The sequence below is a fragment of the Clostridium sp. AM58-1XD genome (assembly GCF_003464085.1).
Lineage (GTDB): Bacteria > Bacillota > Clostridia > Lachnospirales > Lachnospiraceae > Lachnoclostridium_A.
This window is the reverse complement of the sequence record NZ_QSDR01000019.1, coordinates 53,299-76,426: the sequence shown is the minus strand read 5'-3', so window position 1 is coordinate 76,426 and position 23,128 is coordinate 53,299. Positions and strand designations below refer to the sequence as shown.

Here is a 23,128-nt window from a genome sequence, read left to right as displayed (position 1 = left end):
CTACGGTTTTAAAAACAGGTGAAGGCGCCGTCAACGATAAAATCGGAACCTGTCGTAAATGAACTCGTATCTCCTGCAAGATATACACAGACAGATTGCAGTTCCTCCGGCCGGCCCATTCTGTGAAGCGGCGCCAGTTCGTTCCACTTTGCTATCAGAGGCTTCAGGCTTTCGGAATTCAGAGTGAGCTCCGTTCCAATATAGCCTGGCTTATGGAATTGACCCGCACATTTTTTCCGGCCCATTCTATCGCCAGGGATTTCGTCAGCTGGATCACCCCCGCTTTGGAAGCGTTATAGGAACACTGGGGCTGGGGAACGTTGACAATATGGGCAGACATGGAAGCCGTATTGATAATGGAGCCGCCGCCCTGCTCAATCATTACCTTTCCTGCCGCCTGAGCCGTCAGGAAAACGCCTCCTAAATTAATATCAATCACTTTTTTCCACTGCTCATATGTCATTTCTTCTGCCGGTATGTTCATGCAGATACCGGCGTTGCAGAACGCCACATCGATTCTGCCGAATGCCTTTCGTATTGTTCTGATCATCTCGTTCACGTCTTCCGGTCTTGTGACATCTGCTTTTATGGCGATCGTTTCCGCTCCCGTTGCTTCACGAAGCTCCTCTGCCGTCTTCTGGGCTTCCGGCAGGTCCACGTCTACAATTGCCACATCAGCTCCCGCTTCGGCAAATGCAGCTGCAACACTTTTCCCGATTCCCCTGGCTCCGCCTGTCACAAAAATTTTCTTTCCGTCCAGTCTCATTTTCTCGATAATACCCATCTCGTTCTCCTTTTTAGTTAATCTATTTTATAAAATCATTTTATTTAATGTATTTACATAATACTTCCATTTATACAGAATGTCAATATCGATATAATAGACAAAATCACTCGTTACTTTTTGTATGTTTTGCACAATATATTCCAATGATTATTTTTGTTATAATATTTTATAACCATTTTGCAAAATAGCTTTATATATTGGAGAGAAGAGATATGGCAGAAAAATTTTCACTTGTAGATATTAAGAAAAAGAATTATTCAGACGTGTATCAGTTTATTTATCATAACTCAGACTGCTCAAAGCAGGCCATAGCCTCCGCACTGAACATGAGCCTGCCAACCGTTACGCAGCATCTGTCTTCCCTTCAGGAAGAAGGGCTGATCCGCACCAACGGGCAGCTGAGTTCATCCATCGGCAGAAAGGCGCTTGCCTATACGATTATTCCAGAAGCGAAAATCGCTTTAGGCGTGGAGATCACATCAAATGAAATAAAAATCTCCTCGGTCAACCTGCGCGGCGATGTTATCGCGACGGAAACACTACCTTTAAAGTTTGAGACTACCTCAGAATATTACCGGATTTTTTCTGAGGCTGTTCAGGCTTTTACTTCTGCCCGGCAGTATGCGGATGATCGGCTCCTCGGGCTTGGTATCGGCATACAGGCACTCGTATCGAGCGACGGGACAGCCGTCACCTACGAAAATACTGAGTTGTACCGGCCTTTCGATCAGCAGTTTTTCCGACTATTTTAAATATCCGTGCCGTTTTATTCACGATGCAGAATGCGCCGCCATGACGGACCTGTGGCAAAATCCCGACCTGGAAAATTCCGTCTATCTTTCTATCGGAAAGCATCTTGGAAGCACGGTCATCATAGGCGGTGATTTTCATACCGGCGACAGCGGAAAAAGCGGTATTATCGAACACATGATTCTGGTTCCTGGAGGCAGGCCATGCTACTGTGGTAAAAAGGGATGTGTCGAGAGCTACTGTTCCCTGACCGCTCTTCTGGAAGGCCGGGATACCCTGGACGGATTTTTCATGCAGAAACGGGCCGGCAGCCCGGAATATGAAAAACGGTTTCATGAATTCTTAGACCATCTGGCCGACGCGGTCCACAACGTCCGTATGGTGATCGACATTCCCGTCATCCTGGGCGGACCGCTGTCGCCATATCTGGAACCGCAGGATTTTGATTACCTGGCCTCGTCTGTTAAGAGCCAGGAAATTCTGCCCCTGTCTGATAAACAGATCCGTCAGGGCTCCAAACTTCCCCATATGATTTCTGTGGGGGCAGCTCTCCCTTATGTCAGGGAATTCCTCGCCAGTATATAGCGGCCTGCCTGTCCCTTTCATTAATCACGCAACATGTCTCCGGCTAATATATCAATAAGTTGTATTACGTTCCCGTATAAGAGACATAAAAGAGGGCGCTGCAAAAGTAGAATCAGCCATACCTCCGATACCAGATTCCGTTCCATGGCGGCAGCAAGTCACTCTGTCTGGTATCGGGGAAATGCTTTTTTCTGCTTCTCAGCACCCTCGTTTAGATGTCAACTATTTATTTCTTAATTTAATATTATTACAGTTCTTTTCCGTTGGAAGCGATCACCTGTTTGTACCAGAAGAAAGACTTTTTCCTGATTCTTTCCAGGGTGCCGCTGCCGTCGTCCTGTTTGTCCACATAGATAAATCCATACCGTTTCTTCATTTCTCCCGTTCCGGCACTGATCAGATCAATAGGGCCCCAGGCGGTATATCCTATGAGTTCCACTCCGTCCTCTTCCACAGCCGCTTCCATCGCCCGAATATGTTCTCTGAGATAGTCAATGCGGTAATCGTCCTCGATCCATCCGTTTTCATCCGGATTATCGGCTGCTCCCAGTCCGTTTTCCACAATAAAAAGCGGTTTCTGGTAACGGTCATATACCTGGTTCAGCGTAATGCGCAGGCCCAGCGGATCAATCGGCCATCCCCATTCACTGAATTTCAGATGTGGATTTTTAGCAGATCGAAAGAGATTTCCTTCCGCTTCTTCCTGAGTGGTTGCTGCAATACACCTGCTGTTGTAGTAGGAGAATGAGATGAAATCCACCGGATGTGATTTCAGAAGCGCCTCATCTCCCTGTGCCATTTGGGGAAATATTCCTTTTTTCTGAAGGCGCTTTACGGCATAGGAAGGATAGTATCCTCTCGCCTGGACATCTACAAAAAAATAATTTTCCTGATCCGTAAGCAGCGCCTCCCATACGTCCTCTGGTTTACAGGAATATGGATATGCGCTTCCCGCTGCGAACATACAGCCAATTTTATTTTCAGGATTGATCTCATGGGCCATTTTTGTTGCAAGTGCGCTTGCGGTCAGTTCATGATGAGCTGCCTGGTATTTGATTTTCTCTTCATCCTCTCCAGCTTCAAACAACAGCCCCGCTCCCATGAACGGCGCATGGAGTATCATGTTGATCTCGTTAAAAGTCAACCAGTATGTGACGAAATCTCTGTATCGGGTAAACAGTACTTCACAGAGCCGCAGATAATAGCCGATCATTTCCCTGTTTCGCCACCCGCCGCATTTCTTAATCAGATGTACCGGACAATCAAAATGAGAAATGGTCACCAGAGGCTGTATGCCGTACTTTCTGCATTCTTTAAATATCTCCTCATAAAAGCGAAGTCCCTCTTCATTCGGTTCTGCTTCGTCGCCCTTTGGGAAAATTCTGGTCCAGGCGATACTCAACCTGTATACCTTGAATCCCATTTCACCGAACAGCCGGATGTCCTCCCGAAAATGGTGATACATGTCCACGGCCTGAGCTGCCGGATACACATGACGCCCGTCCATTTCCAGCATCTTCATGTGTCCTGTAATCACAGCGCGCCTGTCTTTTCCTGCGGGGCATACATCTACATTGGCCAAGCCGCGTCCGCCTTCAGAAACGCCTCCCTCACACTGGTTTGCCGCCGTAGCGCCTCCCCATAAAAAATTTTCCGGAAATCCCATATGATCGCCTCCTATTTCAGTATGGTAAGCAGACTTTCTCCTGCAGTTACCTGTTCCTTAGTCGTTTCCGCCACTTCCAGATAGTCATCGCTGTTGGTAACCAGCACCGGCGTTTCCAGACAGTACCCTTTCTCTTCCATCATCTTTTTGTCAAATCGGATCAGAAGCTGGCCTTTTTGGACGCGTTCTCCCTGTTTAATTATGGCCTCAAAGCCTTCTCCATCCAGCTGCACCGTGTTCAGTCCTATATGAATCAAAAGTTCCGCCCCGCTGTCCGTCGTCATTCCAATGGCATGAAGCGTCGGAAACAGCGTTTCGACCACGCCGTCGGCAGGTGCAAATACTTCTCCTGTCTCAGGCAGAATGGCCGCCCCCTTTCCCAGCACTCCCGACGCAAATGCCTCGTCCCTGATCTCTTCCAGTTTTAGACTCTTCCTTTCAGCGGACTGGCAATTTCCACCTTGTTTAAAATGGAAGCCGCCATATTTCCCCCGTTGTTTTCCTTATCTTCTTCCATACCCTCTTTCTGATCTGCCGATGTTCCACCCCCATTCTCTGAATCCACCGCCGCTTTCCGCCGTTTCGGAAAGCGGCCGTTGTCTGATGAACCTGACGCTCCGACCGGTCCCGGCTCTCTGTAGAAAATCATGGTGAGTACAAATGCGACAACCATTGAAATCCCTACGCCTGTAACGGCTACAATCAGATTGCCCATGCTGCCGTCCGGTTCAATCATGGCCGGGAATTCAAATATGCCCATGCCACCCATCATAAATTTGCGGAAGTTAAACGCCCCCAAGTATCCGCCGCCGATGCAGCCCGCAATACAGCTGATGATAAACGGCTTCTTCAGCGGGAGCAGAATGCCGTAAATAGCCGGTTCCGTAACTCCGAAAATGCCGGAGATAAAGTTCGGAAGCGCCATCTCTTTTAACCGCCTGTCTTTCGTCTTAAAGAAAATGGCCAGCACAACAGCTGATGTTGCAAAGGTACATGCGAAGAAAGGCATCATCACATTGTCGTAGCCGTTTGTCATAATATTGTTAATGTACACCGGGATAAAACCCCAATGCAGGCCAAAAATAACGAGAATCTGCCATGTCAGGCCTACAATAGCGCCGGCCAGCATCGGGCTGAAGCTGCGGACTGTCATAACCGCTTCCGCTATAATTGCGGAACCAAATGTAGCCAGAGGTCCGATTGCTAAAAATCCGGCCGGAATTGCCACCATAAGGGTGAGCATGGGAACAAAAAAGAATTTCACGAGATCCGGTATAAAGCGGCTGAAAAACTTCTCACATTTCGATGCAAAATATACGACAAAGATTACCGGTATAACGCTTCCCGTATAATCGATTGCAATCATGGGCAGGCCAAAAAACTCCGTATAAATCTTCGATTCAAACATCGTGCCTGTAAACAGCGTATAAAGCACATCTTTGCCTGCCGACAGAGCACTGCTCTGCACCGTTGGATAACACATGATCGCGCCGATAACCAACCCCAGCATAGGCTTTAAACGGAACTTTTTAGCAGCCGTATATCCGAGAAACAGCGGCATGAAATGAAACAGGCCGTCTCCGATTGCGTTTAATACAAGGTATCCTCCACATGTTTCCTCATAGAAGTTCATGGCTACAAACAGGGCGTTCAGCCTTTCACCATACCGCATGCCGCCATGATTCCTAGAATCGGCTGGAAGATTCCCGAAATGGCATCGATAGCCCGGTTGAACAGGTTCCCGGAGGGCGCTTCATCTCCCTTCTCTTCCCCTTCTCTTCCCTCTTCCTGGCCGATCAGCGGCAGTACATCCGCATAGACCTCAGGCACGTGATTGCCGATTACCACCTGGTACTGGCCGCCGCTTTTCATCACGGTCACCACGCCATCCATAGCCTTAATGATTTCGTCATCTGCCCTGCTTCATCCTTAAGCTTAAAACGAAGCCTCGTGATGCAATGCGTCAGGCTGCTGACATTGTCCTTACCGCCTACATTCCTTACAATCTCTGATGCCAGTTTTTCATACTTACCCATATCATTTCCTCCAATCATATTCTGTAACTGTTCAAAATGTCGGAAATATGAACAGTTACTTTTACATTTATACTTTTGAAGGTTTGGCCAACTGAATGTCACCATCCAAACATACTTTTTTATTTCATTCTACTCTGCAGCCGCGTCCTGTTCCCGGTTACTGCTTCGTCTTATTTACCACCCGTTCGATATGAATGGTCAAATACAGCTGTTCTTCTCTTGAAAGCTGGTACTCGTACTTCTTCTCAATAAACTGCGTGATTTTTTCCACACAACGGTAAGCCTCCTGATATTTTTCCCTGATAAGCGCCCAGAGGTCATCATTGTCGTCTTCCCTGTAGATGCAATGTTCCACGAGACGCTTTGCGAAAAACTTCAAATGTGTGATAAAGCGATAATAGTAGACGTCATCTTCATTAAATTCTATACGGAAATAGTATTTTACAATATTTATGATCTCCTGCATGACCCTGGTAATTTCATACATGTTGTGCATAATCTCCTGGTCCATCTGGGCGTTGGCCAGATGGAGCGCAATAAACCCGGCCTCGTCTTCCGGAAGCCTAACCATGCATTTTTCCTCAATCAGATCCAGCGCCCACAAGCCAATCTGATATTCATCCCTGTAAAATCTGCGGATATCCCATAACATGGCATTCTTCACGGTCACTCCGTCCAGACATCGGACAATCGAAGTATGTACGTGGTCTATAAGAGAAATATAAATCATGTCGTTCAGCTTCTTCCCCAGCCGTCTTCCTGCCTCCGATATGATCTCCTCTCCAACGGCAATATGCTCCATAGGGATATCCTGGATCAGCACCTGGAATTTATTATGGGCCTCCTCTCCTGAAAGGAAGAACACCTTATCAATGATATCCTGGCTAATCTCATCTCCAGCTTTCTTCTTAAAACAGATTCCCTTACCCATCACGATCTTTTCCTGTCCCTTTTCATCGAGAACAACCGCGACATTGTTATTCAAAACTTTAAATACCTTCATTTTCATCCCCCTGCCAGATATAAAATACAGCTTATAAAATGAAAAAAACCTATATACACAAATAAATCGAGAAGCTGATGCTTCTTGAAATATTTCTGTATACAGGTCTAGCTTGTTTTCACAATCACTATCCTATTGATGACTGAATTCTAACACAGGTCAAAATCGAAGTCAATCCAAAATCCAGGCCATTCTGATTTTCTCTCTTTCTGCCAATTTTAAAGCCGTATTTTTATGCACTTTGACCTATATTCTACGTTCTTCCTGTTGTCCTCATTTTTCCTTTATCTCGACTGTAATCCACATCGGCAGGCAAGAAACTGAAATCCATCTGCTTCTGCGCCTGCCGTATGACCTTCTCACAGACTGGATTTATACCGAATTACCCACCTGTGCCCAGACCATTTTTTATAATCGATTATTCTTCCCTTTTCACCTGAAGATCAGCCTTCCCGTATTTTAGTTCAAACAGTTCAATCGGCATCGGTTTATCGATAAAGTATCCCTGTATATAGTCACAGCCGGTCTCTCTCATGAACTGAAACTGCTCTTCTGTTTCGATTCCTTCTCCGCAGCACTTTGCACCGATCTCATGGCTCAATTCAACGATGTGCTTTACCAGCGCCTCTCCATTCCTGGCTTTCTGGTATCTCTGTATTATGCTCTTATCTATTTTTAAGAGATCAAAATCAGCCATCATCAAAAACTCGTATGATGAATATTCTACGCCAAAATCATCCAATGCAATATAAATCCCCTGTGCCCTCAGTTCCTTTAATAATGCTGCCATCTGTTTTTTGTTCAGGGTTTCCTGCGTTTCTGTAATCTCTATTTCCAGCTGCTGAGGCTTTATATTATACCGGTGTAACGTCTCCTGGAACTGCGCCCGGAAATGCTCGTCAAAAAGGGTGATTCTGGAAAAATTAACGGCCAGCCTCATATCTGAAAGGCTTGTGCCATTCCATTTTTCAAATAAACGGCAGACTTCATTCAGTACGAAAAAGTCTAAATTGGATATCAGACCCTCTCTTTCCAGCAGCGGAATGAACTTGACCGGAGGAACGACTGCTCCGCTGTCATTTTTATACCGTACGAGAACCTCTGCACTGTCCACCCGGTTCGTATAAATGTTGAATTTCGGCTGCAGATAAACCATAAATTCGCGGCTCAGGATCGATTCCGTCAGTCCTTTCAGCAATGGTATTTTCTCAGCAGCGATATCGCCCTTTTCTTTGTAATACTCCTGTTTGCTCATGTACATCAGCTTGTCTGATTTATTCAGAAGTTCATTTAAATCGCAGTGAACATCGCTCCACGTCGTCCCGATTGAAACAATGCTGTGTCCGTCTTCATGAAGCTTTTCGCTCATCGCCTTCAGCTGTCTGTTGAATTCTTCATATTCCATGGATTCCGTAACGATCAGGAACTCGTCCCCGCTGATCCGGAACTTCCTCTCATTCGGGAAAAATGCCTTCATAACTTCTGCGATATAGGAAATCACCATGTCTCCATACACATGGCCCTTCAAATCATTCATCTTTTTCAGGCCGTTAATATCCATGAAAACAACTCCGACATGAATCGGAAAGCGCCTGTAAAATTCATCGCAGTACGCCATATAACTGTTGCGGTTTTCAAGGCCCGTCATCAAATCCTGACAGCTCAATTTCTCAAGACTTTTTTTCAGGGAATTTTTTGCGATTTCATTTTCAAGGAAACAGGAAAGCTCCTTCAGATGATAGACCTCATCCCGGTTCCGCTTCGGATCATCAACTCCTAAAAATCCTTTTATTTCGCCCTTTACATAAAGGGGGACGGCCATGAGGCTGTTGATACCCTGTTCCTTTAAAATCTCATACTCCAGCTTTCTGTCTTCTCCCAATGTTTCAACATCATCAATTTTGACATAAATATTAGCTTTAAACTGATCCATCCAAAAGGAGATTGCCTCTATTGTAACATCCTGCAGCTTGTCAATCTGAGGTTCAATTCCTTCTGCACAAATTTCATGTGAAATGCTTGCAACACCTCTGCTCTCATCTGTTTCAATGATATAGACGCGGTCCGACTGATAATAATCCTGGACAATCTGCAGGACATATTCGATTGAGTCTTCCAGATATTCCGATGAAGTCAACAGTTTAATACAATCTACAATGCTTTTTTCCGCCTCTTTGAGGTTTTCCCTGCTGCGCTCCTGCAGCCGTCTCTTCTGAAGAAATGTAGTCAGAATTTTAGAAATAAGCGTCAGCATTCCGATTTCTTCCTGGGTCCAAAGCCGCACTCCCGTACACTCATCAAATCCGATAAAACCGGCGAATCTGCTTTCTTCCCAAAAAGCGCACTGCAGAGTCGAGTGAATTCCCTGGTCTTCAAATAATTTCACCAGGTCCGGCGTCAGCGTGCTGATATCCCTGCAGTAGAATACAGAATTATTTTCAAACATGCTCTCATAATTCCACTCGTCTATCTTCATATTCTGGAGATGGTCGATCTCCGGACTGATCCCGTTATTGCACCACTCGTATGTATTAGAGCAGTATAAGCCGTCTTCCGTATTTTCAAAAATATATGCCCTGCTCACATCGAACCGCTTTCCCGCAAGTTCTAAAATCAAGTTCACCGCCTGGTCTACATCTTCTATTTTGTGTATAAGATCAAACACATATGTCACAAAACTGTTGATTTCACCGCCTGCCAGCTGTTCAGAGTCAATCACGGTTCCCAGGGACGAATATCCTACTTCGTCTACCGGTATCGAATGGTTCTTATCATACATCACATATCGGTCTTTTCCCTGAGTTTTCGCCATGTACAGCGCCTGATCCGCGCATTTATATAATGTTTTAAAATCTTTCCCGTCTTCCGGATACATCGCGGCGCCAATGCTGCACGTTACATGAAGCGTCCGTTTTTCATCCTCAAACAGATGGCGAAACATATCCAGCAGCTTCTCTGCCTTTTGTCCGGCGGATTCCCGGGATGAAATATTTTTCATAAATATTGCAAATTCATCGCCTCCGATACGTCCGACCACATCGATTTCCCTCATCAGCCTCTTCATACCGGAAGCGATCTCCGTAAGCACAACGTCGCCCAGCATATGACCATTCGTATCGTTGATCTGTTTGAAATTGTCCGTATCGATCATAAACAGCGCACACTGCTGTCGCGGCATATCCTGTAGATGATGTCTGACCAGCATATCTGTTTCTTCCCTGTTATACAGACCGGTCAATGCATCTCTCTCCGCCCGCCTTCGCAGCTTTTTTATTGATTTCATTTCCCTGCTGATATCAGATACAATCCCAACCACTTTAACCGGCTTCTCCGCCTGATCATACAGTGTAACCGCGTGAATTCGATACCAGTCATACTCGGACTCCAAGTCTTTATTTGCAACACGGAGCTGGATCGCACAATACCGCCTTCCATTTTTTATGTCATCCAGAAACGCCTCGAACCGCTTTTTATCTTCCTGATGAATGTACGGCGACGAGGTGAAAAATTGAACGGCTTCATGAACTGCAGGCTCACAGCCAAATCTCTTTTTCCAGTTCTCAGAATACATGATCTGTTCTGCCGCTATATCCCATTCAAAAATCATCACATTCGCCTGACCGGAACCAGACTCCTGCTGTCTGATGGGCAAATCAGTCAATTCTTTTTTTCTAATTACTTCTTTCCCGCTCTGATTTCTATTTTTTTCAGCCATCCTACACACCTTCTTTCGTACTGTGCCTCAGTTGATCTGCTTCATCAACCATGGCGGCTCGCTTCTACACTTGTTCATATTATATATGATTTGGCCTTTAAAAGCAATTCGGAGTGCTGTCAAAAGATGAATCCATCATCGATGGAAAAACACCTGCATCTTTCTGATTATGAAAGGCTGAATTCAGAAATGAATCGTAAAGCAGGTCTTTCCGTCCCTGCTTTCCACACTGATTTTTGCATTATGGCGGTCGGCAATCTGTCTAGCAATAGCCAGACCGAGACCTGTTCCCGTCTTGTTTCGCGGATCGTGGGTTTTTCGGAAACGGTCAAAAATATGCGGCAGTTCTTCCGGAGCAATCCCCTCCCCATAATCCGTTACCATGGCCTCAAAGCCATTTCCACCTTTTACAAGCGCCAGCTCTACGTCTCCTCCCTCCTGTGAAAATTTGACCGCATTGTCCAGCAGAATCAGGAAAAGCTGCCGGATACGGCTGTAATCGCCCTGTATCATACACGCTTCCTCCGGACAGCAGACGGAAAGCTTCAGATTCTTTTCCTGAGCAGGACGGCGGATCGCTCTTGCCGTATCGCGAACCACATCGCAGAGGTTCACCTCTCCCATATCGAGACAAAATTGTGCATCCTGAAGGCGGGATAAATCCAGCAGATCATTGACCAGCCTTTCGAGATGACGGCTTTCAGACAGCATTTGGTCGTAATAATCCGACACTTCTTCCGGTTCGCTGACCGTACCATCCCTGAGCACTTCCAAAGAACCGCGCAGGACGGCAACCGGCGTCCGCAGTTCGTGGGAAACATTGGCTACAAAGTTCTGCTTCAGCTGATCGAGGGCTTCTCTCTCTTTCTCCGCCTGTGCCAACCGTCCGGACAGCAAATCAATTGTCTGCGCCAGCTGGCCGATCTCGTCATTTTGCCTGACACCTGTCTGTGCCCTGTAATCTCCGTCTGCAAGGCACATCGCTGCTGCTTTCATCCGGCGAAGAGGTGCCGTAAACCGGTAAGACAGCCAGACTGCGGCCGCCCCTGCAAGCAGCAGCGCGGCCGCCGCACCGATTACAAGGGTAAACAGCCCCTGAAACACCGCATCATTGATTCCACTGACCGGGGAATGAAGCAGGACAGCTCCGGAAATGCCGTTGGCCGTACGCACCGGCACACCGACTGTCAGCGTCGGTCCATCCAATGGGCCGGAAAACTCTTCCCCATATGTAATCTCCCCGTCAAAAATGCGCTTTACCATTTCTTTTGCATGATCCGGAAGCTCTGCACAGGAAGTATAGGAACAGTGTTCCATAGTCAGCAGATTTCGATTTTCATCTACGATCCACACCTCTGCCATGGTGAGATCATTCAGGAAATCCAGATAACCGCCATGGCCGCTCATATTTTTGTGGCCCTTCATGCCGCCGTGGCCTCTGACCATACCGTCGGTATTGTAGGCCGCCAGGTTCTCCGCTATCGAAACTGCTTTTTCCTCCATAGAGGAACGGTTCATTGCAATCGTATGACGCCGGAATATGGAAATGAATACAGTTCCCAGTACAACGGTAAACAACAGCAGGACGGCGGCAAAACACGCCGTCAGTTTCCAGACCATTTTATTTTTCATATCATTACCTCAAATTTATATCCTACATTCCGTATCGTGCGTATTTCCCAGGACGGATGGGGAACCGCATCCAGTTTGGCGCGGAGGCGCTTCATATGGGAATCGACTGTCCGTGGATCGCCGTAATAATCATAGCCCCATAAAAGATCCAGAAGCATTTCCCGTGTATAGGCTCTGTTTTTTCCGGATGCCAGCGTCCACAGCATATCCGTCTCCCTTTTTGTCAGTAGAACCGGCACGCCGCCAATACTGACACTGTAGTCCTCCAGACTGATTGTCAGATTTTCAATCCTGAGTATTTTTTCCGTTGCTTCTCCGTTTCGTTCAATTCTGCGCATCACTGCGCGCACCCGTGCCATAACTTCCCCCGGTGAAAACGGTTTGACAATATAATCGTCCGCCCCGATATCCAGCCCCATAATCTTTTCAAAGTCTTCCCCCCGAGCCGTAACCATAATGACCGGAACGCTGGATTCCCTGCGGATTTCCCTGCATACCTGGAATCCGTCCAGTTTGGGCATCATGACGTCCAGCAGAACAATCTGCGGCGTCCTGGCATAAAATTCCTCCAGCGCCTGCCGGCCGTCCTGGGCCAGAACCGTATCGAATCCTTCCTTCTGAGCCGCACTTTTTAAAATATTCAGCAAATGCGGATTGTCATCCGCGATCAGCATTAACGCCATAACCAATACCTCCTGTTCCCTTCATTATAAAGATAACTCCCATATAAGGCAACCGAATGGCAAAAAAAGAGCCGGGCGCAGGAAACGCAAATATTTTTTCCTGCTGCCACATAATTGCCATATACAGGCAGTAAGATAACAGTACCGAAAGGTAACTCATAAAAACACAAAAAGGAGTCTGATATTATGAAAATAACAAAAAAAGGAATTGCCGGCTGCGCCGTTGTTCTGGCTCTTTCTGCTGCCCCATTCACTGCATTCGCTGCTTCTCCCCATCATGCCCACAAAGACGGCTCATCTTACAGTCATCATCAGTCCTACTGCGACGGCACTGGAGACTACTGTGATATCGAGGGCTGCGAATACCATACGGACAGCAATTGCGGATACGAGAGCAGCCGGGGAATGAGATCAGGACACGGAAGCGGCAGGTGTCATTCTGCAAGATAATAGACAGCAGTATATTTATTTGTAATTTAAGATGAGAGTGCTGCAATAAAGAAAAAAACAGTGATATCGGTACCAGATTCCGTGACTTGGCCGCCGCCTTGGTACAGAATCTGATATTGATGGCACTGTCTCACTTTACATTTGCGGTACTCTCTTTTTAGTGTTTTTCCTGGTAAAACGGCACTGCCGTCCCACCGCCTATGCAAACTGGCTGTAGTACAGGTCTGCATAAGCGCCTTTTGCCTTGATAAGCGAACGGTGATTCCCCTGTTCGATGATATCTCCATTTTTCATTACAAGAATCAGGTCTGCATCCATGATCGTGGAAAGACGATGTGCGATAACGAAGCTGGTCCTGTCTCTCATCAGGGCTTTCATCGCCTTACCAATCTCCATCTCCGTACGTGTATCGACGCTTGACGTCGCCTCGTCCAGAATCAATACGGCTGGATTGCAAAGAACAACTCTCGCTATTGTCAGAAGCTGACGCTGTCCGACGGAAATGTTTTCCGCATCATTGCTGAGTATGGTGTCATATCCGTGAGGCATGGTACGTACAAAGAAGTCGACCCTTGCCGCTTTTGCCGCCGCAATGATTTCGCTGCGTGATGCGTCTGGCCTGCCGTATGCGATATTTTCAGCAATCGTTCCTTCAAACAGCCAGGTGTCCTGCAAAACCATGCCGAAGTTGCTCCGCAGATTTTCCCTTGTCATCATCTTCGTATCCTGTCCGTCTAAGAGAATTCTCCCTCCGTTTACCTCATAAAAGCGCATCAGCAGATTAATCAGCGTGGTTTTCCCAGCACCGGTGCTGCCTACTATTGCAATTTTCTGGCCGGGGCGGGCAGAAAAACTGATTCCCCGCATCAGTAAGTTGTCCGGTGAGTACCCAAACTGGACATTTTGGAATTCCACATTTCCCTCTGCACCGTTTACAACAGCAGGTTTTTCTGGGTCACGGGCAATTTCTTCTTCATCCAGCATTTCATAAATCCGTTCTAAAGAGGCAAGGGCCGACTGCATGGTATTTACCATATAGGCCAGCTCTGTAAGCGGTTCTGCGGACTGGTTAACATACTGAAAGAACGCCTGGAATACTCCGACAGTAAGTCTTCCCTTTATAAGCATCCATCCCGCTGTCACAGCAATTATGATCTGTCCGAAGCGGTTAATCAGACGAATGGCCGGGTTGATCGCATTTACTATAAAATCTGCTTTTTTAGAAGCCTCAGCCAATTCTTTCGTAGCCTCATGAATCCTGAGAGAGCTGTTCGTCTCCTGGTTGAACGATTTCACAATCACCCGGCCGCTGTATGACTCTTCTACCAGGGCTGTTACGCTGCTCATACGCTGTTGGCGTATCATGGCATATTTTAATGTTTTTGCAGCAAACAGCTTCGTGGAATAAAGCGCCGCGCCCATAAAGAATAAAAAGATCAAGGTGAGAATCGCGCTGAACCGGAACATAATAACCAGAGAGCCGGTGACCATACCGGCGGCCATTAAGAGCTTCAGGATTCCCGACTGGAGAGCCTCTGACATTTTATCCAGGTCATTTGTGGCACGGCTTAAAACTGCTCCCGGTTTATTTCTGTCAAAATAGGACAGGGGCAGGCGGTTCAGCTTGCCGCTGATTTCCGTTCTCAGCCGGAGACTGAGCCGTTCTGCAAAACTGGACATCAGATAGGACTGCAGTGTATAGAAAACTGCCGTAGCTGCATAAATCATGAGCAGGCAGAAGATATCCCTGCCGCCATTGATCCATGTCACACGAAAGGCCGTTTTATTTGCCGCCGCTTCTTTAATGCTGCTCCAGAGAAGATCCACGATATAGGCACTGTACAGGGGCGCGGCTACAGAAAACAGCGTATAGAAAATTACGGAAACCAGCACCACCATCAGGCGCTTATGCTGATCATCCACAGATTTCCAAAGGCGTTTCAGCGTTTTCCCCATATGATCCGGAACGGCATATTCCATATCACTGTCATAAAAATCATTGCTGAACTCACCGCTCAGTTCCTTGTTGTTTTCACTCACCGTCATACCCCCCTTTCATCTGAGATTTCGCAATATCCTGATAAACTGCACACGTCTTCATCAGCTGGCTGTGATTCCCGATCCCGGCGATCTTTCCATCCTCCAAAGCAATAATCTGTTCGGCATGCAGGATGGTACTTATGCGCTGCGCGATAATTAATACAGCCGCTTCCTTCGTCTCATCTATCAGAGCCTTTCGCAATGCGGCGTCCGTTTTAAAATCCAGTGCGGAAAAGCTGTCGTCAAAGATGTACAGCTCAGCCCGCTTCATCAGAGCCCTGGCAATGGAAAGACGCTGCTTCTGTCCTCCTGAAAAATTTGTTCCTCCCTGGGCGACATTGGCTGCAAGGCCGTCCGGCAGGGTGTTGACAAATTCTGCCTGCGCAGCCGCAAGTGCATGTTCCATATCTTCTTTCTCGGCCAGATCATTTCCGTAACGCAGATTATCCGCAATCGTACCGGAAAACAACCATGCCTTCTGGGGAACGTATGCAATCAAATCCCTCAGTTCTCTCTGTGTCATTTCACGGATATCCCTTCCGTTTAACTGCACGGAGCCGGCCGTGGCATCGTGGAACCTCAGAATTAATTTTGCTATGGTAGACTTCCCGCTTCCCGTACTGCCGATGATCGCAGTCGTCTCTCCTCTTTTACAGGAAAATGTGAGATTTTCCAAAGTGTCCTCGTCTGCATCGGCAAAACGAAACGCTACATTCTGAAAAGAGACAACGACCTGTTCTTTCTGCCCGATCCCAGGACCCGCTGTCATTCCATCCGCAATTTCCGGTTTTTTCGCAAGCACCTCTCCAATTCTTCCTATGCAGATATGGGCTCTTGGAAGTACGAGAAAAACCATCTGTGCCATAATAATATAGTACAGGATCAAAACAGCATACTGTGTCAAAGCTGTAATATCTCCGATTTTCATATATCCGGAACCAATTCTGTTTCCACCGATCCAGAGAATGGCGACAATACATAAATTAATGCCCAGAAGCGCCGTACTCTCGAGACTGACAAACAGCTGATTCGCCTTAATAACCGCTTCTGCATAGTCTTCAAAAGATTTTTTCATACGCCCTTCTTCATAGCGTTCTTTATTAAATGCGCGGATTACCCGAACTCCTGTCAGATTTTCCCTGAGCACCACATTCATCCTGTCAAGAAAGCTCTGGAATTTCTCCAGAATAAGCGAAGCTTTTCTCGTAACCAGGACAGCCAGAATGACGATTACACCCGTAACGGCAATCAGAAGAAGTCCCATCATGAAATCGATAGAAAATGCCATTACGATTCCCATAATACACATGGCCGGAACAGGGATTACAAGCTGGATACACCAGACAATGGACTGCTGAATGATGTTGACATCGCTGAGCGTTCTGGTAATCATGGATCCCGTTCCGAATTCTTCGAAATCATGAGAAGAAAATGCGAGGGACTTATCATAAAGGACATTTCGCATATCCCGCCCGATTCTCGCCGAGAGGTCTGCACAGAGGTAGCTTCCCATCAGTGTTCCAAAACTCGTCAGAACAGTGACTCCCAGCATAATGATCCCATTCCGGAAGATATACTGAATATTTCCCCCTTCGACGCCAATATTGATCAGGTCGGCCGTCAAGGTAGGGATCAGCAATCCTCCTGCTACATCCAGCAACATGACCAACATGGTAAAAATGCAAAGCCGTTTATGCGGTTTTAAGAACCGCAGAATAATTTTCATATACCACAAATCCTCTCAAGTCTGATTTTGATTCTATAACTTTTTTTCTCTCTCACGAAAATTTTCCACATATTTTTGGTACAGACGGAGAAATTCTGACCGTTCCTCTGGCGACAGGGCTAAAAACGACTGGTCTTCTATCTCCATAACAGGCTTTATTTTTTCCTGGACAAACTGTCTTCCCATTTCAGTAAGATAAATATGCTTATCTCTGCCCTTTCCCTGTTTCAGGTAAAGATATCCCTCCTGCTCCAGCTTCCTGATCGAGGAATTGATCGTCTGCTTATTGGCAAAAGATTCATAGCAGATATCCTTCTGCAGGCAGCCGTCTCCAAGCTCACAGATAATATAAAAAATGGTAAACGCACTATCCGATACGCCTATTCTTAAAGCGATATCATGAAAAATGTCGTCCATTTCCTTATAAAGCCGGTTAAATTCCCGTATCTCATGTTCTTTCTGTCTCATCATCGTACAGCCTCCTTATGTATGATTTCGTACTCATTTACTACAGATTATAGTATGAAATCGTACTCATGTCAAGTATGATTTCATACTTATAACAAAATCTTCACACCGATCTGATGTCGCATGTTTTATATCATAGAAGCTTTTTCCTATGATACAGACGAAGAAAAGGGTGTTGCAAAAAGTCGAATTAGCTGTGCCACTGATACCTGATTTCGTTCCAGGCAGCGACCAAGTCACTACCTCTGATATCAGTGGCAACGCTTTATTCCTTTTTGCACACCCTCTTTTAATAACAAACTTTATTTTATTCCATTCTTCATTTTCACATAATCATCGAATAAAATTTGTCTGTCTGAATGTCTCTTTCTCAGGCAGTCCGTACGTCTTCTTGCCGAGTTCAATGCTCTTCATTAAAAATGCCATATTTCTCGCAAGGGTTCTCATAATTTGAAGCCCTTCCTCATCATGCTCCGCCTCTCCCGGCTCTCTGCCATGGATACTGTTCCAGTACTGACTGGATGCGACCGGCATTCCTGCAATTGTAAAATACTTATTCAGCTCATCGAATGTCGCCGATAAGCCGCCTCTTCTCGCCGCTACAACACTCGCTCCGACCTTCATCGTCTTATCGAACCCGGTGCTGTAAAAGAGACGGTCCAGCAGCGCGATCAATGTAGCGTTGGCAGATGCATAATAAACGGGACTAGCAATTACAAGTCCGTCACACTCCCCAAACTTGGGCGCAGTCTCATTGACAATATCGTCAAACACACATTTTCCCTTTTCTTTGCAGGAATAGCAGGCAATGCAGCCTCTGATATCTTTATTTCCCACCTGAATGATTTCAGTTTCGATGCCCTCTTTCTCAAAAACCTCTTCCATTTCATGCAGGGCAATGGATGTATTTCCCTTTAAATGGGGACTGCCGTTAATCATTAATACTTTCATGCCAAAATCCTCCTTTGCGGCATTGACTTCATTTCATACAATGTGTATACTACGATTGTAACAACCGGTAGTTACTACCGGTCAATAGGAAAATAATAAACATTTTGTAAACTTTGAGGTATTGCCATGCATACGATGAAAGAAACATGCATTCTTGTAAATATGCCATATGAAACGTTGAAATATTACTGTAACCAGGGTCTCGTTCCAAATGTATAGAGGGATCACAATAACCGCTCGAATGCCTTATCTCGTTATCCTTACCTTTCTGACCTTTCCCTTAATCGGCTTATCCTGCAGAGCTTCCAGCACCACGTGCCCTTTTCCATTCAGGATTTCCACATATGTGAGGCTGTCCCTGACATCAATAATCCCTATATCCTCCGCCTTTATTGTATCGATGCTGCAGATCGTACCCACAATATCCACCGCCCTCATCTTTGACTTTCTTCCGCCGCCGACAGAAAGCCTTGTAATTGCACTATTCAGTGCCGCACCTTTCCTCGCCTTCGGCTTCACTTTCCGTTTCTGATGTTCCCAAAACGCCCTGGTATCCAGCTCACTCTTGTCCGGACATCTCTCCACGGGCAGATTCATGCCGATATACGCTTCTACCTGATGTCTCATGTTCTGATCAGACGGGCATACGAAGCTGATGGCTCTCCCGCTCTTTCCGTTCCGCCCCGTTCTTCCGGCACGATGGACATACGTTTCCCTTCCTGTGGGAAAATCATAGTTAATTACATGAGTCATATTCTCAAAGTCAACGCCGCGCGATGCAACATCTGTAGCAATGAGGCAGCGGATCTGGCCGGTCCGAAACTGGTCAATTGTCCTCAAACGATCCCGCTGTTCCATTTCCCCGTGTATCATGCCGCAAAGGATATGATCCCTCTTTAACTTCTGATAAAGTACATTTACCATCTCTCTCGTACCGCAGAATATCATGCAGCTGTCCGGGTTCTCCTGCATAAGTACATCCACGAATACGTCATATTTATCATCCGCATCCACTTCATAAACGGCATGACGAATTTCAGGAGCCGTTTCCGTCTCAGATTCGTGTATAAAAGAGACTGCGTCCGTCATATATTCCTCCACCAGATCCTTTATCGTTTTATCCAGCGTGGCGGAGAACAGCAGCACTTGCTTCTCTGAGGGAAGCAGCGATATGATCTGTTTTACATCCTCCAAAAATCCCATGTCCAGCATTAAATCCGCCTCGTCGATAATCAGATATTCTACCTGATTCAGCTTCAGGCTATCCCTGCGGATATGGTCCATCACACGGCCCGGGGTACCTACCACAATATGAGACTTCTGTCTGAGCGTCTGTATCTGTTTATCAATAGGAAATCCGCCAAAAACGGCAGGTACCTTTAACCGCTTTTTTCTGCCGATATAAAAGATTTCGTCCCTCACCTGCACCGCCAGTTCCCGCGTCGGCTCCAATACAAGAGCCTGAGGTAAATTTTCTTCCCAGCGGACCTTTTCACAGATGGGGATAGCAAATGCAGCCGTCTTTCCGGTTCCTGTCTGAGATTTTGCAACAATATCCTTTCCTTCCAACGCCGCAGGAATTACCTCTTCCTGAATTTTCGTAGGCTCCGTATACCCAAGCAGCGTCAGCGCTCCCACGATCTCTTCTGACAATGAATATTTGTAAAACTGATTTGTATCTATACGTTTCTTTTCCATTTACCGTTCCTTTCGGAATTTATTTGATTTAAGCAGTTTTAAATCTGCCGACCGCTATGCAACGCTGTACAGTTCCTCTTTCTTCAGCCACTTTGCCGCCTCATGCTCTAATAACTAAAGCATTCCACACTTTATTATAGCAGACTTTTATAAGCCATGGTATTTCATTTGTTGATTTATAAATAAATGAAACAACGGCCAGACGTCCTCTCATGGAACGAATCGATCCTCAATTGACACCCATTCTCATTTATTGCGTAAAATAAATAAAGAGCTCTTCTTAAGGAGCATCTTTATGCACTTTTTATCCTCTTTTATTTTTGCGCTGTCATCGAATATGGACTGTTTTGTGATCGGTCTGTCTTATGGGATCAGAAAAATTTCGATCGGCTGGCTCTTTAATCTGATTATAGGTTTCATTTCTCTTACCGGCACCATCCTGTCCATGTTTTTTGGTAAAAGTATCCGTTTTCTTCTGCCTGAGAATCTTGCCGAAATCCTGGGCGGACTTATTATCATTTTAATTGGTATCGTGGGGATGTTGCGGTACTGGATCAATCGATATAAGATTGAAGGCTCCGAACTCGATGGATCTGCAGAGCTGAAACTTTGGGAGGTCCTTTTTCTCGGCGTTTCCCTCACAGTCAATAACGTAGGACTTGGTATCGGAGCCAGTATTACCGGCCTTCAGGTGCTGCCTACGGCCTGCTGTTCTTTTTTTGTCAGTCTGCTGTTCCTTTCGCTCGGCAACAGGATCGGCCGCTCACAGCTGGCACGATCGATCGGTAAGCATGCGGAACCTCTGGCAAACCTGTTTATGGTCGGACTGGGCATATATGAAATGTTCGTCTGATAACATGTTTTACGCCCATAAACCGGTGCAGGATTTCCCATTTTATCTTCCATAACAAAAACGGAAAAAGAGTGTTGGTAAAAGCAAAAATCATTGCCCTCGATATCAATGGCATGTCAGATTTTTACTCTTACAACACTCTTTTTAACTTATATTTTCTCATAGCTTTCGTTCCATGTCATACATTTGCTGTAATAATTTATGGCGAAATCTGGTCTTTATAATGAAATGATGTTCTCCTCATCCAACAGCCTTTCATACTCATCCTGCGGCATCGGACGATAGAAAACGTAACCCTGCACATAATCACAGCCGATCTCCTTCAACATTTCCACCTGATTTTTAGATTCCACCCCCTCTGCCACTGTACGGATGTGAAATTTATGAACCAGTTCCACGATCCCCTGTACTACAGCCATATCACGTACGGGATCATTGCTTTCCGCAAAGAAGAAGCGGTCTATCTTAAGCACATCAATAGGCAGAGTCTTCAGCAGGCTGAGAGAAGAATATCCCTTTCCAAAGTCGTCGATCGAACAGGAAAAACCAGCCTTTCTTAAACGATTTACAACGTGTGTCAGAAGGTTGGAATTATCGATGGCAATCGATTCTGTAAATTCAATTTCCAGCAATCCCGGCGGAACATGATATTTGTCCCGTATTTCCACATATCTCTTCACAAAATTCTGATCGAAAAACTGAAGCCTGGATACATTAACGGATACAGGAAATACCGGTTTTCCAGCCTCTAACCGCTGATGGAGAAAACGGCAGACCTCTTCAAATACATATTGATCCAGAAGGTCAATCAGGTACTTGCTTTCAAATACAGGAATAAACCGGTCTGGAGGAATAATCGATCCATTCTTCAATTTCCAGCGGACCAGTGATTCGGCACATGCTGCTTTTCCTGTCTTTAGTTCCACCTTCGGCTGATAGAACACGGTAAATTCCCGGTTTTCCAGCGCTGTCAGCATACGGCTCTCCACATCTTTTTCTTCCCTCAGGCGATTTCGTATGCTTTCATTGTAATATACATAATTGGTATTGCTGCCGTTTTTTACAGTTTTGCGTGCAAAGTTGGCCCGGTCCAAGAAGCCGTCAATGGTTAAATCCTCAATGACATCCTCTACACAGCAGATTCCACAGCAGGTTGGAACTGACTGCCTGTCATGAGAACGCATAAAACGAATGATTTCCTCGTCCGCCTCTCTCTGTCTTGCCGCGATCTCTTCCCGATCCTCATACCGAAGCAATAAGACAAAATTGTCCGCTGATACACGGCCGCAAAGTTCCCCTTCCCCAATCAGCTGATTCAGTATTTCGCCGTATTTCTTTAATATGCTGTCTCCGTATTCATAACCGAACACATCGTTTATGTATTTAAAATCAGAAAAATCCGTGTAAACAACCGCCATCTTTTCCACAGACTTCCGATCCAAATAATGCTGTGCCTCTTCTTTAAATGCCTCCAGCTGATATACGCCGGTCAGACCGTCCCTCCTGGCCATTTCGTTCAGCTTTTGGTTGGTATCTTCCAACCGCAGCAGCTTCTTCCAATAGGCCAGCAAGATCAGTATCCATGTAAGCATCATGATCCCCAACGTCACCATGCAGATGATAAGCAGCGTACGCACGCGCCTCGCCGCGTAATCATCAGCCGCAAAAACGGTGTCATTCGCCTGAATAAAATAAGATTCGCTAAGAGACAGAAGCGCCCGTCCGTCACCCTGCCCATTTCGGTAGGTTTCGATCTGTTCTTTCATCTCTTCCCACATACGATTGAGCTCGCTCAAATTATGCTGGTAAGTTTCATCTTCCGGAGAGAGAAGCCCATACTCTCCGCTTCCTGTAGTCAATTCCTTTAAAATCCCATTCAGATATTCTACCAGCGGGTCGCTTGGCTGATCCATCAGCTCCAGTTTTACCAGCGCTGTGTCGCTCCCCTTACAATTCCCACATAATTGACCAGCCGGCTATAATGCTGAGACTGCACAACAGTATGAAGAGTCATTCCGCCGAATAAAATCAGCAATGCAAACAGTATCACCAGCCCACTTTTTATAAAACGCCTCATCTTTCACC

At 46.1% G+C, this 23,128-nt stretch carries 20 protein-coding genes and 1 pseudogene; 4 read left to right on the top strand and 17 right to left on the bottom strand.

Annotated features, from left to right (window positions below; all coding sequences use genetic code 11):
- Nucleotides 1–8: 8 nt before the first annotated feature.
- Nucleotides 9–766, bottom strand: a pseudogene (locus tag DXA13_RS12960) (SDR family oxidoreductase).
- 233 nt (nt 767–999) lie between these two features.
- Between DXA13_RS12960 and DXA13_RS12955 the strand changes: the two are divergent.
- Both DXA13_RS12955 and DXA13_RS12950 read left to right on the top strand, forming a co-directional pair.
- Nucleotides 1,000–1,539, top strand: coding sequence for a winged helix-turn-helix transcriptional regulator (locus tag DXA13_RS12955; RefSeq protein ID WP_118244935.1), 540 nt, complete (start codon nt 1,000–1,002; stop codon nt 1,537–1,539).
- Nucleotides 1,433–2,122: an ROK family protein gene (locus tag DXA13_RS12950; RefSeq protein ID WP_243009120.1), complete on the top strand. Its 690-nt coding sequence runs from the start codon at nt 1,433–1,435 to the stop codon at nt 2,120–2,122. The genes DXA13_RS12955 and DXA13_RS12950 overlap by 107 nt, the downstream gene beginning before the upstream one ends.
- Before the next feature lie 247 nt (nt 2,123–2,369).
- Here DXA13_RS12950 and DXA13_RS12945 read toward each other — a convergent pair whose 3' ends face one another.
- The 9 genes from DXA13_RS12945 to DXA13_RS12920 form a co-directional block, all read right to left on the bottom strand.
- Nucleotides 2,370–3,788 carry a 6-phospho-beta-glucosidase gene (locus tag DXA13_RS12945; RefSeq protein WP_118244933.1) on the bottom strand — a complete coding sequence of 473 codons (1,419 nt, stop codon included), beginning with the start codon at nt 3,786–3,788 and terminating at the stop codon, nt 2,370–2,372.
- 11 nt (nt 3,789–3,799) lie between these two features.
- Entirely contained in the window at nt 3,800–4,174 is a 375-nt protein-coding gene (locus DXA13_RS21870; protein WP_243009116.1) for a PTS glucose transporter subunit IIA, read from the bottom strand.
- 38 nt (nt 4,175–4,212) lie between these two features.
- A complete protein-coding gene (locus tag DXA13_RS12940) occupies nt 4,213–5,460 on the bottom strand; it encodes a PTS transporter subunit EIIC (RefSeq protein ID WP_347559852.1) in 1,248 nt (415 codons plus the stop codon).
- The gene (locus tag DXA13_RS23140; RefSeq protein ID WP_347559851.1) at nt 5,439–5,681 is read right to left on the bottom strand and encodes a hypothetical protein; all 243 of its coding nucleotides are present in this window, start codon (nt 5,679–5,681) and stop codon (nt 5,439–5,441) included. The genes DXA13_RS12940 and DXA13_RS23140 overlap by 22 nt, the downstream gene beginning before the upstream one ends.
- Nucleotides 5,666–5,824 (bottom strand): PTS transporter subunit EIIB, encoded by a 159-nt coding sequence (locus DXA13_RS23135; RefSeq protein ID WP_347559850.1) that lies wholly within the window; start codon nt 5,822–5,824, stop codon nt 5,666–5,668. Before DXA13_RS23135 ends, DXA13_RS23140 begins: the two co-directional genes overlap by 16 nt.
- A 157-nt stretch (nt 5,825–5,981) precedes the next feature.
- Nucleotides 5,982–6,827 carry a PRD domain-containing protein gene (locus DXA13_RS12935; RefSeq protein ID WP_118244932.1) on the bottom strand — a complete coding sequence of 282 codons (846 nt, stop codon included), beginning with the start codon at nt 6,825–6,827 and terminating at the stop codon, nt 5,982–5,984.
- Between the two features lie 418 nt (nt 6,828–7,245).
- Entirely contained in the window at nt 7,246–10,542 is a 3,297-nt protein-coding gene (locus DXA13_RS12930) for an EAL domain-containing protein (RefSeq protein WP_118244931.1), read from the bottom strand.
- Between the two features lie 183 nt (nt 10,543–10,725).
- Complete coding sequence (locus DXA13_RS12925) at nt 10,726–12,174, bottom strand: HAMP domain-containing sensor histidine kinase (protein ID WP_118244930.1); 1,449 nt, start codon at nt 12,172–12,174, stop codon at nt 10,726–10,728.
- Nucleotides 12,171–12,857, bottom strand: a complete 687-nt coding sequence (locus tag DXA13_RS12920; protein WP_118244929.1) for a response regulator transcription factor — start codon at nt 12,855–12,857, stop codon at nt 12,171–12,173. The genes DXA13_RS12925 and DXA13_RS12920 overlap by 4 nt, the downstream gene beginning before the upstream one ends.
- A gap of 186 nt (nt 12,858–13,043) precedes the next feature.
- Between DXA13_RS12920 and DXA13_RS12915 the strand changes: the two genes are divergently transcribed.
- Nucleotides 13,044–13,307 carry a hypothetical protein gene (locus DXA13_RS12915; RefSeq protein WP_118244928.1) on the top strand — a complete coding sequence of 88 codons (264 nt, stop codon included), beginning with the start codon at nt 13,044–13,046 and terminating at the stop codon, nt 13,305–13,307.
- Between the two features lie 198 nt (nt 13,308–13,505).
- Here DXA13_RS12915 and DXA13_RS12910 read toward each other — a convergent pair whose 3' ends face one another.
- From DXA13_RS12910 to DXA13_RS12885, 5 genes are all read right to left on the bottom strand, one after another.
- Nucleotides 13,506–15,347: an ABC transporter ATP-binding protein gene (locus DXA13_RS12910; RefSeq protein ID WP_243009115.1), complete on the bottom strand. Its 1,842-nt coding sequence runs from the start codon at nt 15,345–15,347 to the stop codon at nt 13,506–13,508.
- The gene (locus tag DXA13_RS12905; RefSeq protein ID WP_118244926.1) at nt 15,340–17,073 is read right to left on the bottom strand and encodes an ABC transporter ATP-binding protein; all 1,734 of its coding nucleotides are present in this window, start codon (nt 17,071–17,073) and stop codon (nt 15,340–15,342) included. The genes DXA13_RS12910 and DXA13_RS12905 overlap by 8 nt, the downstream gene beginning before the upstream one ends.
- Before the next feature lie 33 nt (nt 17,074–17,106).
- Nucleotides 17,107–17,544 carry a MarR family transcriptional regulator gene (locus tag DXA13_RS12900; RefSeq protein WP_347559849.1) on the bottom strand — a complete coding sequence of 146 codons (438 nt, stop codon included), beginning with the start codon at nt 17,542–17,544 and terminating at the stop codon, nt 17,107–17,109.
- Nucleotides 17,545–17,874: 330 nt separating this feature from the next.
- Nucleotides 17,875–18,492: a flavodoxin family protein gene (locus DXA13_RS12895; protein WP_118244925.1), complete on the bottom strand. Its 618-nt coding sequence runs from the start codon at nt 18,490–18,492 to the stop codon at nt 17,875–17,877.
- Nucleotides 18,493–18,738: 246 nt separating this feature from the next.
- The gene (locus DXA13_RS12885; RefSeq protein ID WP_118244924.1) at nt 18,739–20,190 is read right to left on the bottom strand and encodes a DEAD/DEAH box helicase; all 1,452 of its coding nucleotides are present in this window, start codon (nt 20,188–20,190) and stop codon (nt 18,739–18,741) included.
- Between the two features lie 295 nt (nt 20,191–20,485).
- On the opposite strand from DXA13_RS12885, the gene DXA13_RS12880 reads away from it, so the two are divergent.
- Complete coding sequence (locus tag DXA13_RS12880) at nt 20,486–21,043, top strand: manganese efflux pump (RefSeq protein ID WP_118244923.1); 558 nt, start codon at nt 20,486–20,488, stop codon at nt 21,041–21,043.
- A 218-nt stretch (nt 21,044–21,261) separates the two neighbouring features.
- Here the strand turns inward: DXA13_RS12880 and DXA13_RS12875 are convergent, their stop codons facing one another.
- Nucleotides 21,262–22,956 carry a bifunctional diguanylate cyclase/phosphodiesterase gene (locus tag DXA13_RS12875; protein WP_243009114.1) on the bottom strand — a complete coding sequence of 565 codons (1,695 nt, stop codon included), beginning with the start codon at nt 22,954–22,956 and terminating at the stop codon, nt 21,262–21,264.
- Between the two features lie 11 nt (nt 22,957–22,967).
- On the bottom strand, nt 22,968–23,120 hold the full coding sequence (locus tag DXA13_RS21860) for a hypothetical protein (RefSeq protein WP_243009113.1): 153 nt from the start codon (nt 23,118–23,120) through the stop codon (nt 22,968–22,970).
- Between the last annotated feature and the right edge of the window lie 8 nt (nt 23,121–23,128).

Bases quoted from the DNA above. Each gene is read 5' to 3' on its own strand.
- DXA13_RS12905 (WP_118244926.1), bottom strand. From the start codon at position 17,073: ATGAAAATTATTCTGCGGTTCTTAAAACCGCATAAACGGCTTTGCATT.
- DXA13_RS12930 (WP_118244931.1), bottom strand. From the start codon at position 10,542: ATGGCTGAAAAAAATAGAAATCAGAGCGGGAAAGAAGTAATTAGAAAA.
- DXA13_RS12935 (WP_118244932.1), bottom strand. From the start codon at position 6,827: ATGAAGGTATTTAAAGTTTTGAATAACAATGTCGCGGTTGTTCTCGAT.
- DXA13_RS12875 (WP_243009114.1), bottom strand. From the start codon at position 22,956: ATGGATCAGCCAAGCGACCCGCTGGTAGAATATCTGAATGGGATTTTA.
- DXA13_RS12945 (WP_118244933.1), bottom strand. From the start codon at position 3,788: ATGGGATTTCCGGAAAATTTTTTATGGGGAGGCGCTACGGCGGCAAAC.
- DXA13_RS12915 (WP_118244928.1), top strand. From the start codon at position 13,044: ATGAAAATAACAAAAAAAGGAATTGCCGGCTGCGCCGTTGTTCTGGCT.
- DXA13_RS12920 (WP_118244929.1), bottom strand. From the start codon at position 12,857: ATGGCGTTAATGCTGATCGCGGATGACAATCCGCATTTGCTGAATATT.
- DXA13_RS12900 (WP_347559849.1), bottom strand. From the start codon at position 17,544: ATGATGAGACAGAAAGAACATGAGATACGGGAATTTAACCGGCTTTAT.
- DXA13_RS12925 (WP_118244930.1), bottom strand. From the start codon at position 12,174: ATGAAAAATAAAATGGTCTGGAAACTGACGGCGTGTTTTGCCGCCGTC.
- DXA13_RS12880 (WP_118244923.1), top strand. From the start codon at position 20,486: ATGCACTTTTTATCCTCTTTTATTTTTGCGCTGTCATCGAATATGGAC.
- DXA13_RS21860 (WP_243009113.1), bottom strand. From the start codon at position 23,120: ATGAGGCGTTTTATAAAAAGTGGGCTGGTGATACTGTTTGCATTGCTG.
- DXA13_RS12955 (WP_118244935.1), top strand. From the start codon at position 1,000: ATGGCAGAAAAATTTTCACTTGTAGATATTAAGAAAAAGAATTATTCA.
- DXA13_RS12885 (WP_118244924.1), bottom strand. From the start codon at position 20,190: ATGGAAAAGAAACGTATAGATACAAATCAGTTTTACAAATATTCATTG.
- DXA13_RS23140 (WP_347559851.1), bottom strand. From the start codon at position 5,681: ATGGATGGCGTGGTGACCGTGATGAAAAGCGGCGGCCAGTACCAGGTG.
- DXA13_RS23135 (WP_347559850.1), bottom strand. From the start codon at position 5,824: ATGGGTAAGTATGAAAAACTGGCATCAGAGATTGTAAGGAATGTAGGC.
- DXA13_RS12895 (WP_118244925.1), bottom strand. From the start codon at position 18,492: ATGAAAGTATTAATGATTAACGGCAGTCCCCATTTAAAGGGAAATACA.
- DXA13_RS12940 (WP_347559852.1), bottom strand. From the start codon at position 5,460: ATGCGGTATGGTGAAAGGCTGAACGCCCTGTTTGTAGCCATGAACTTC.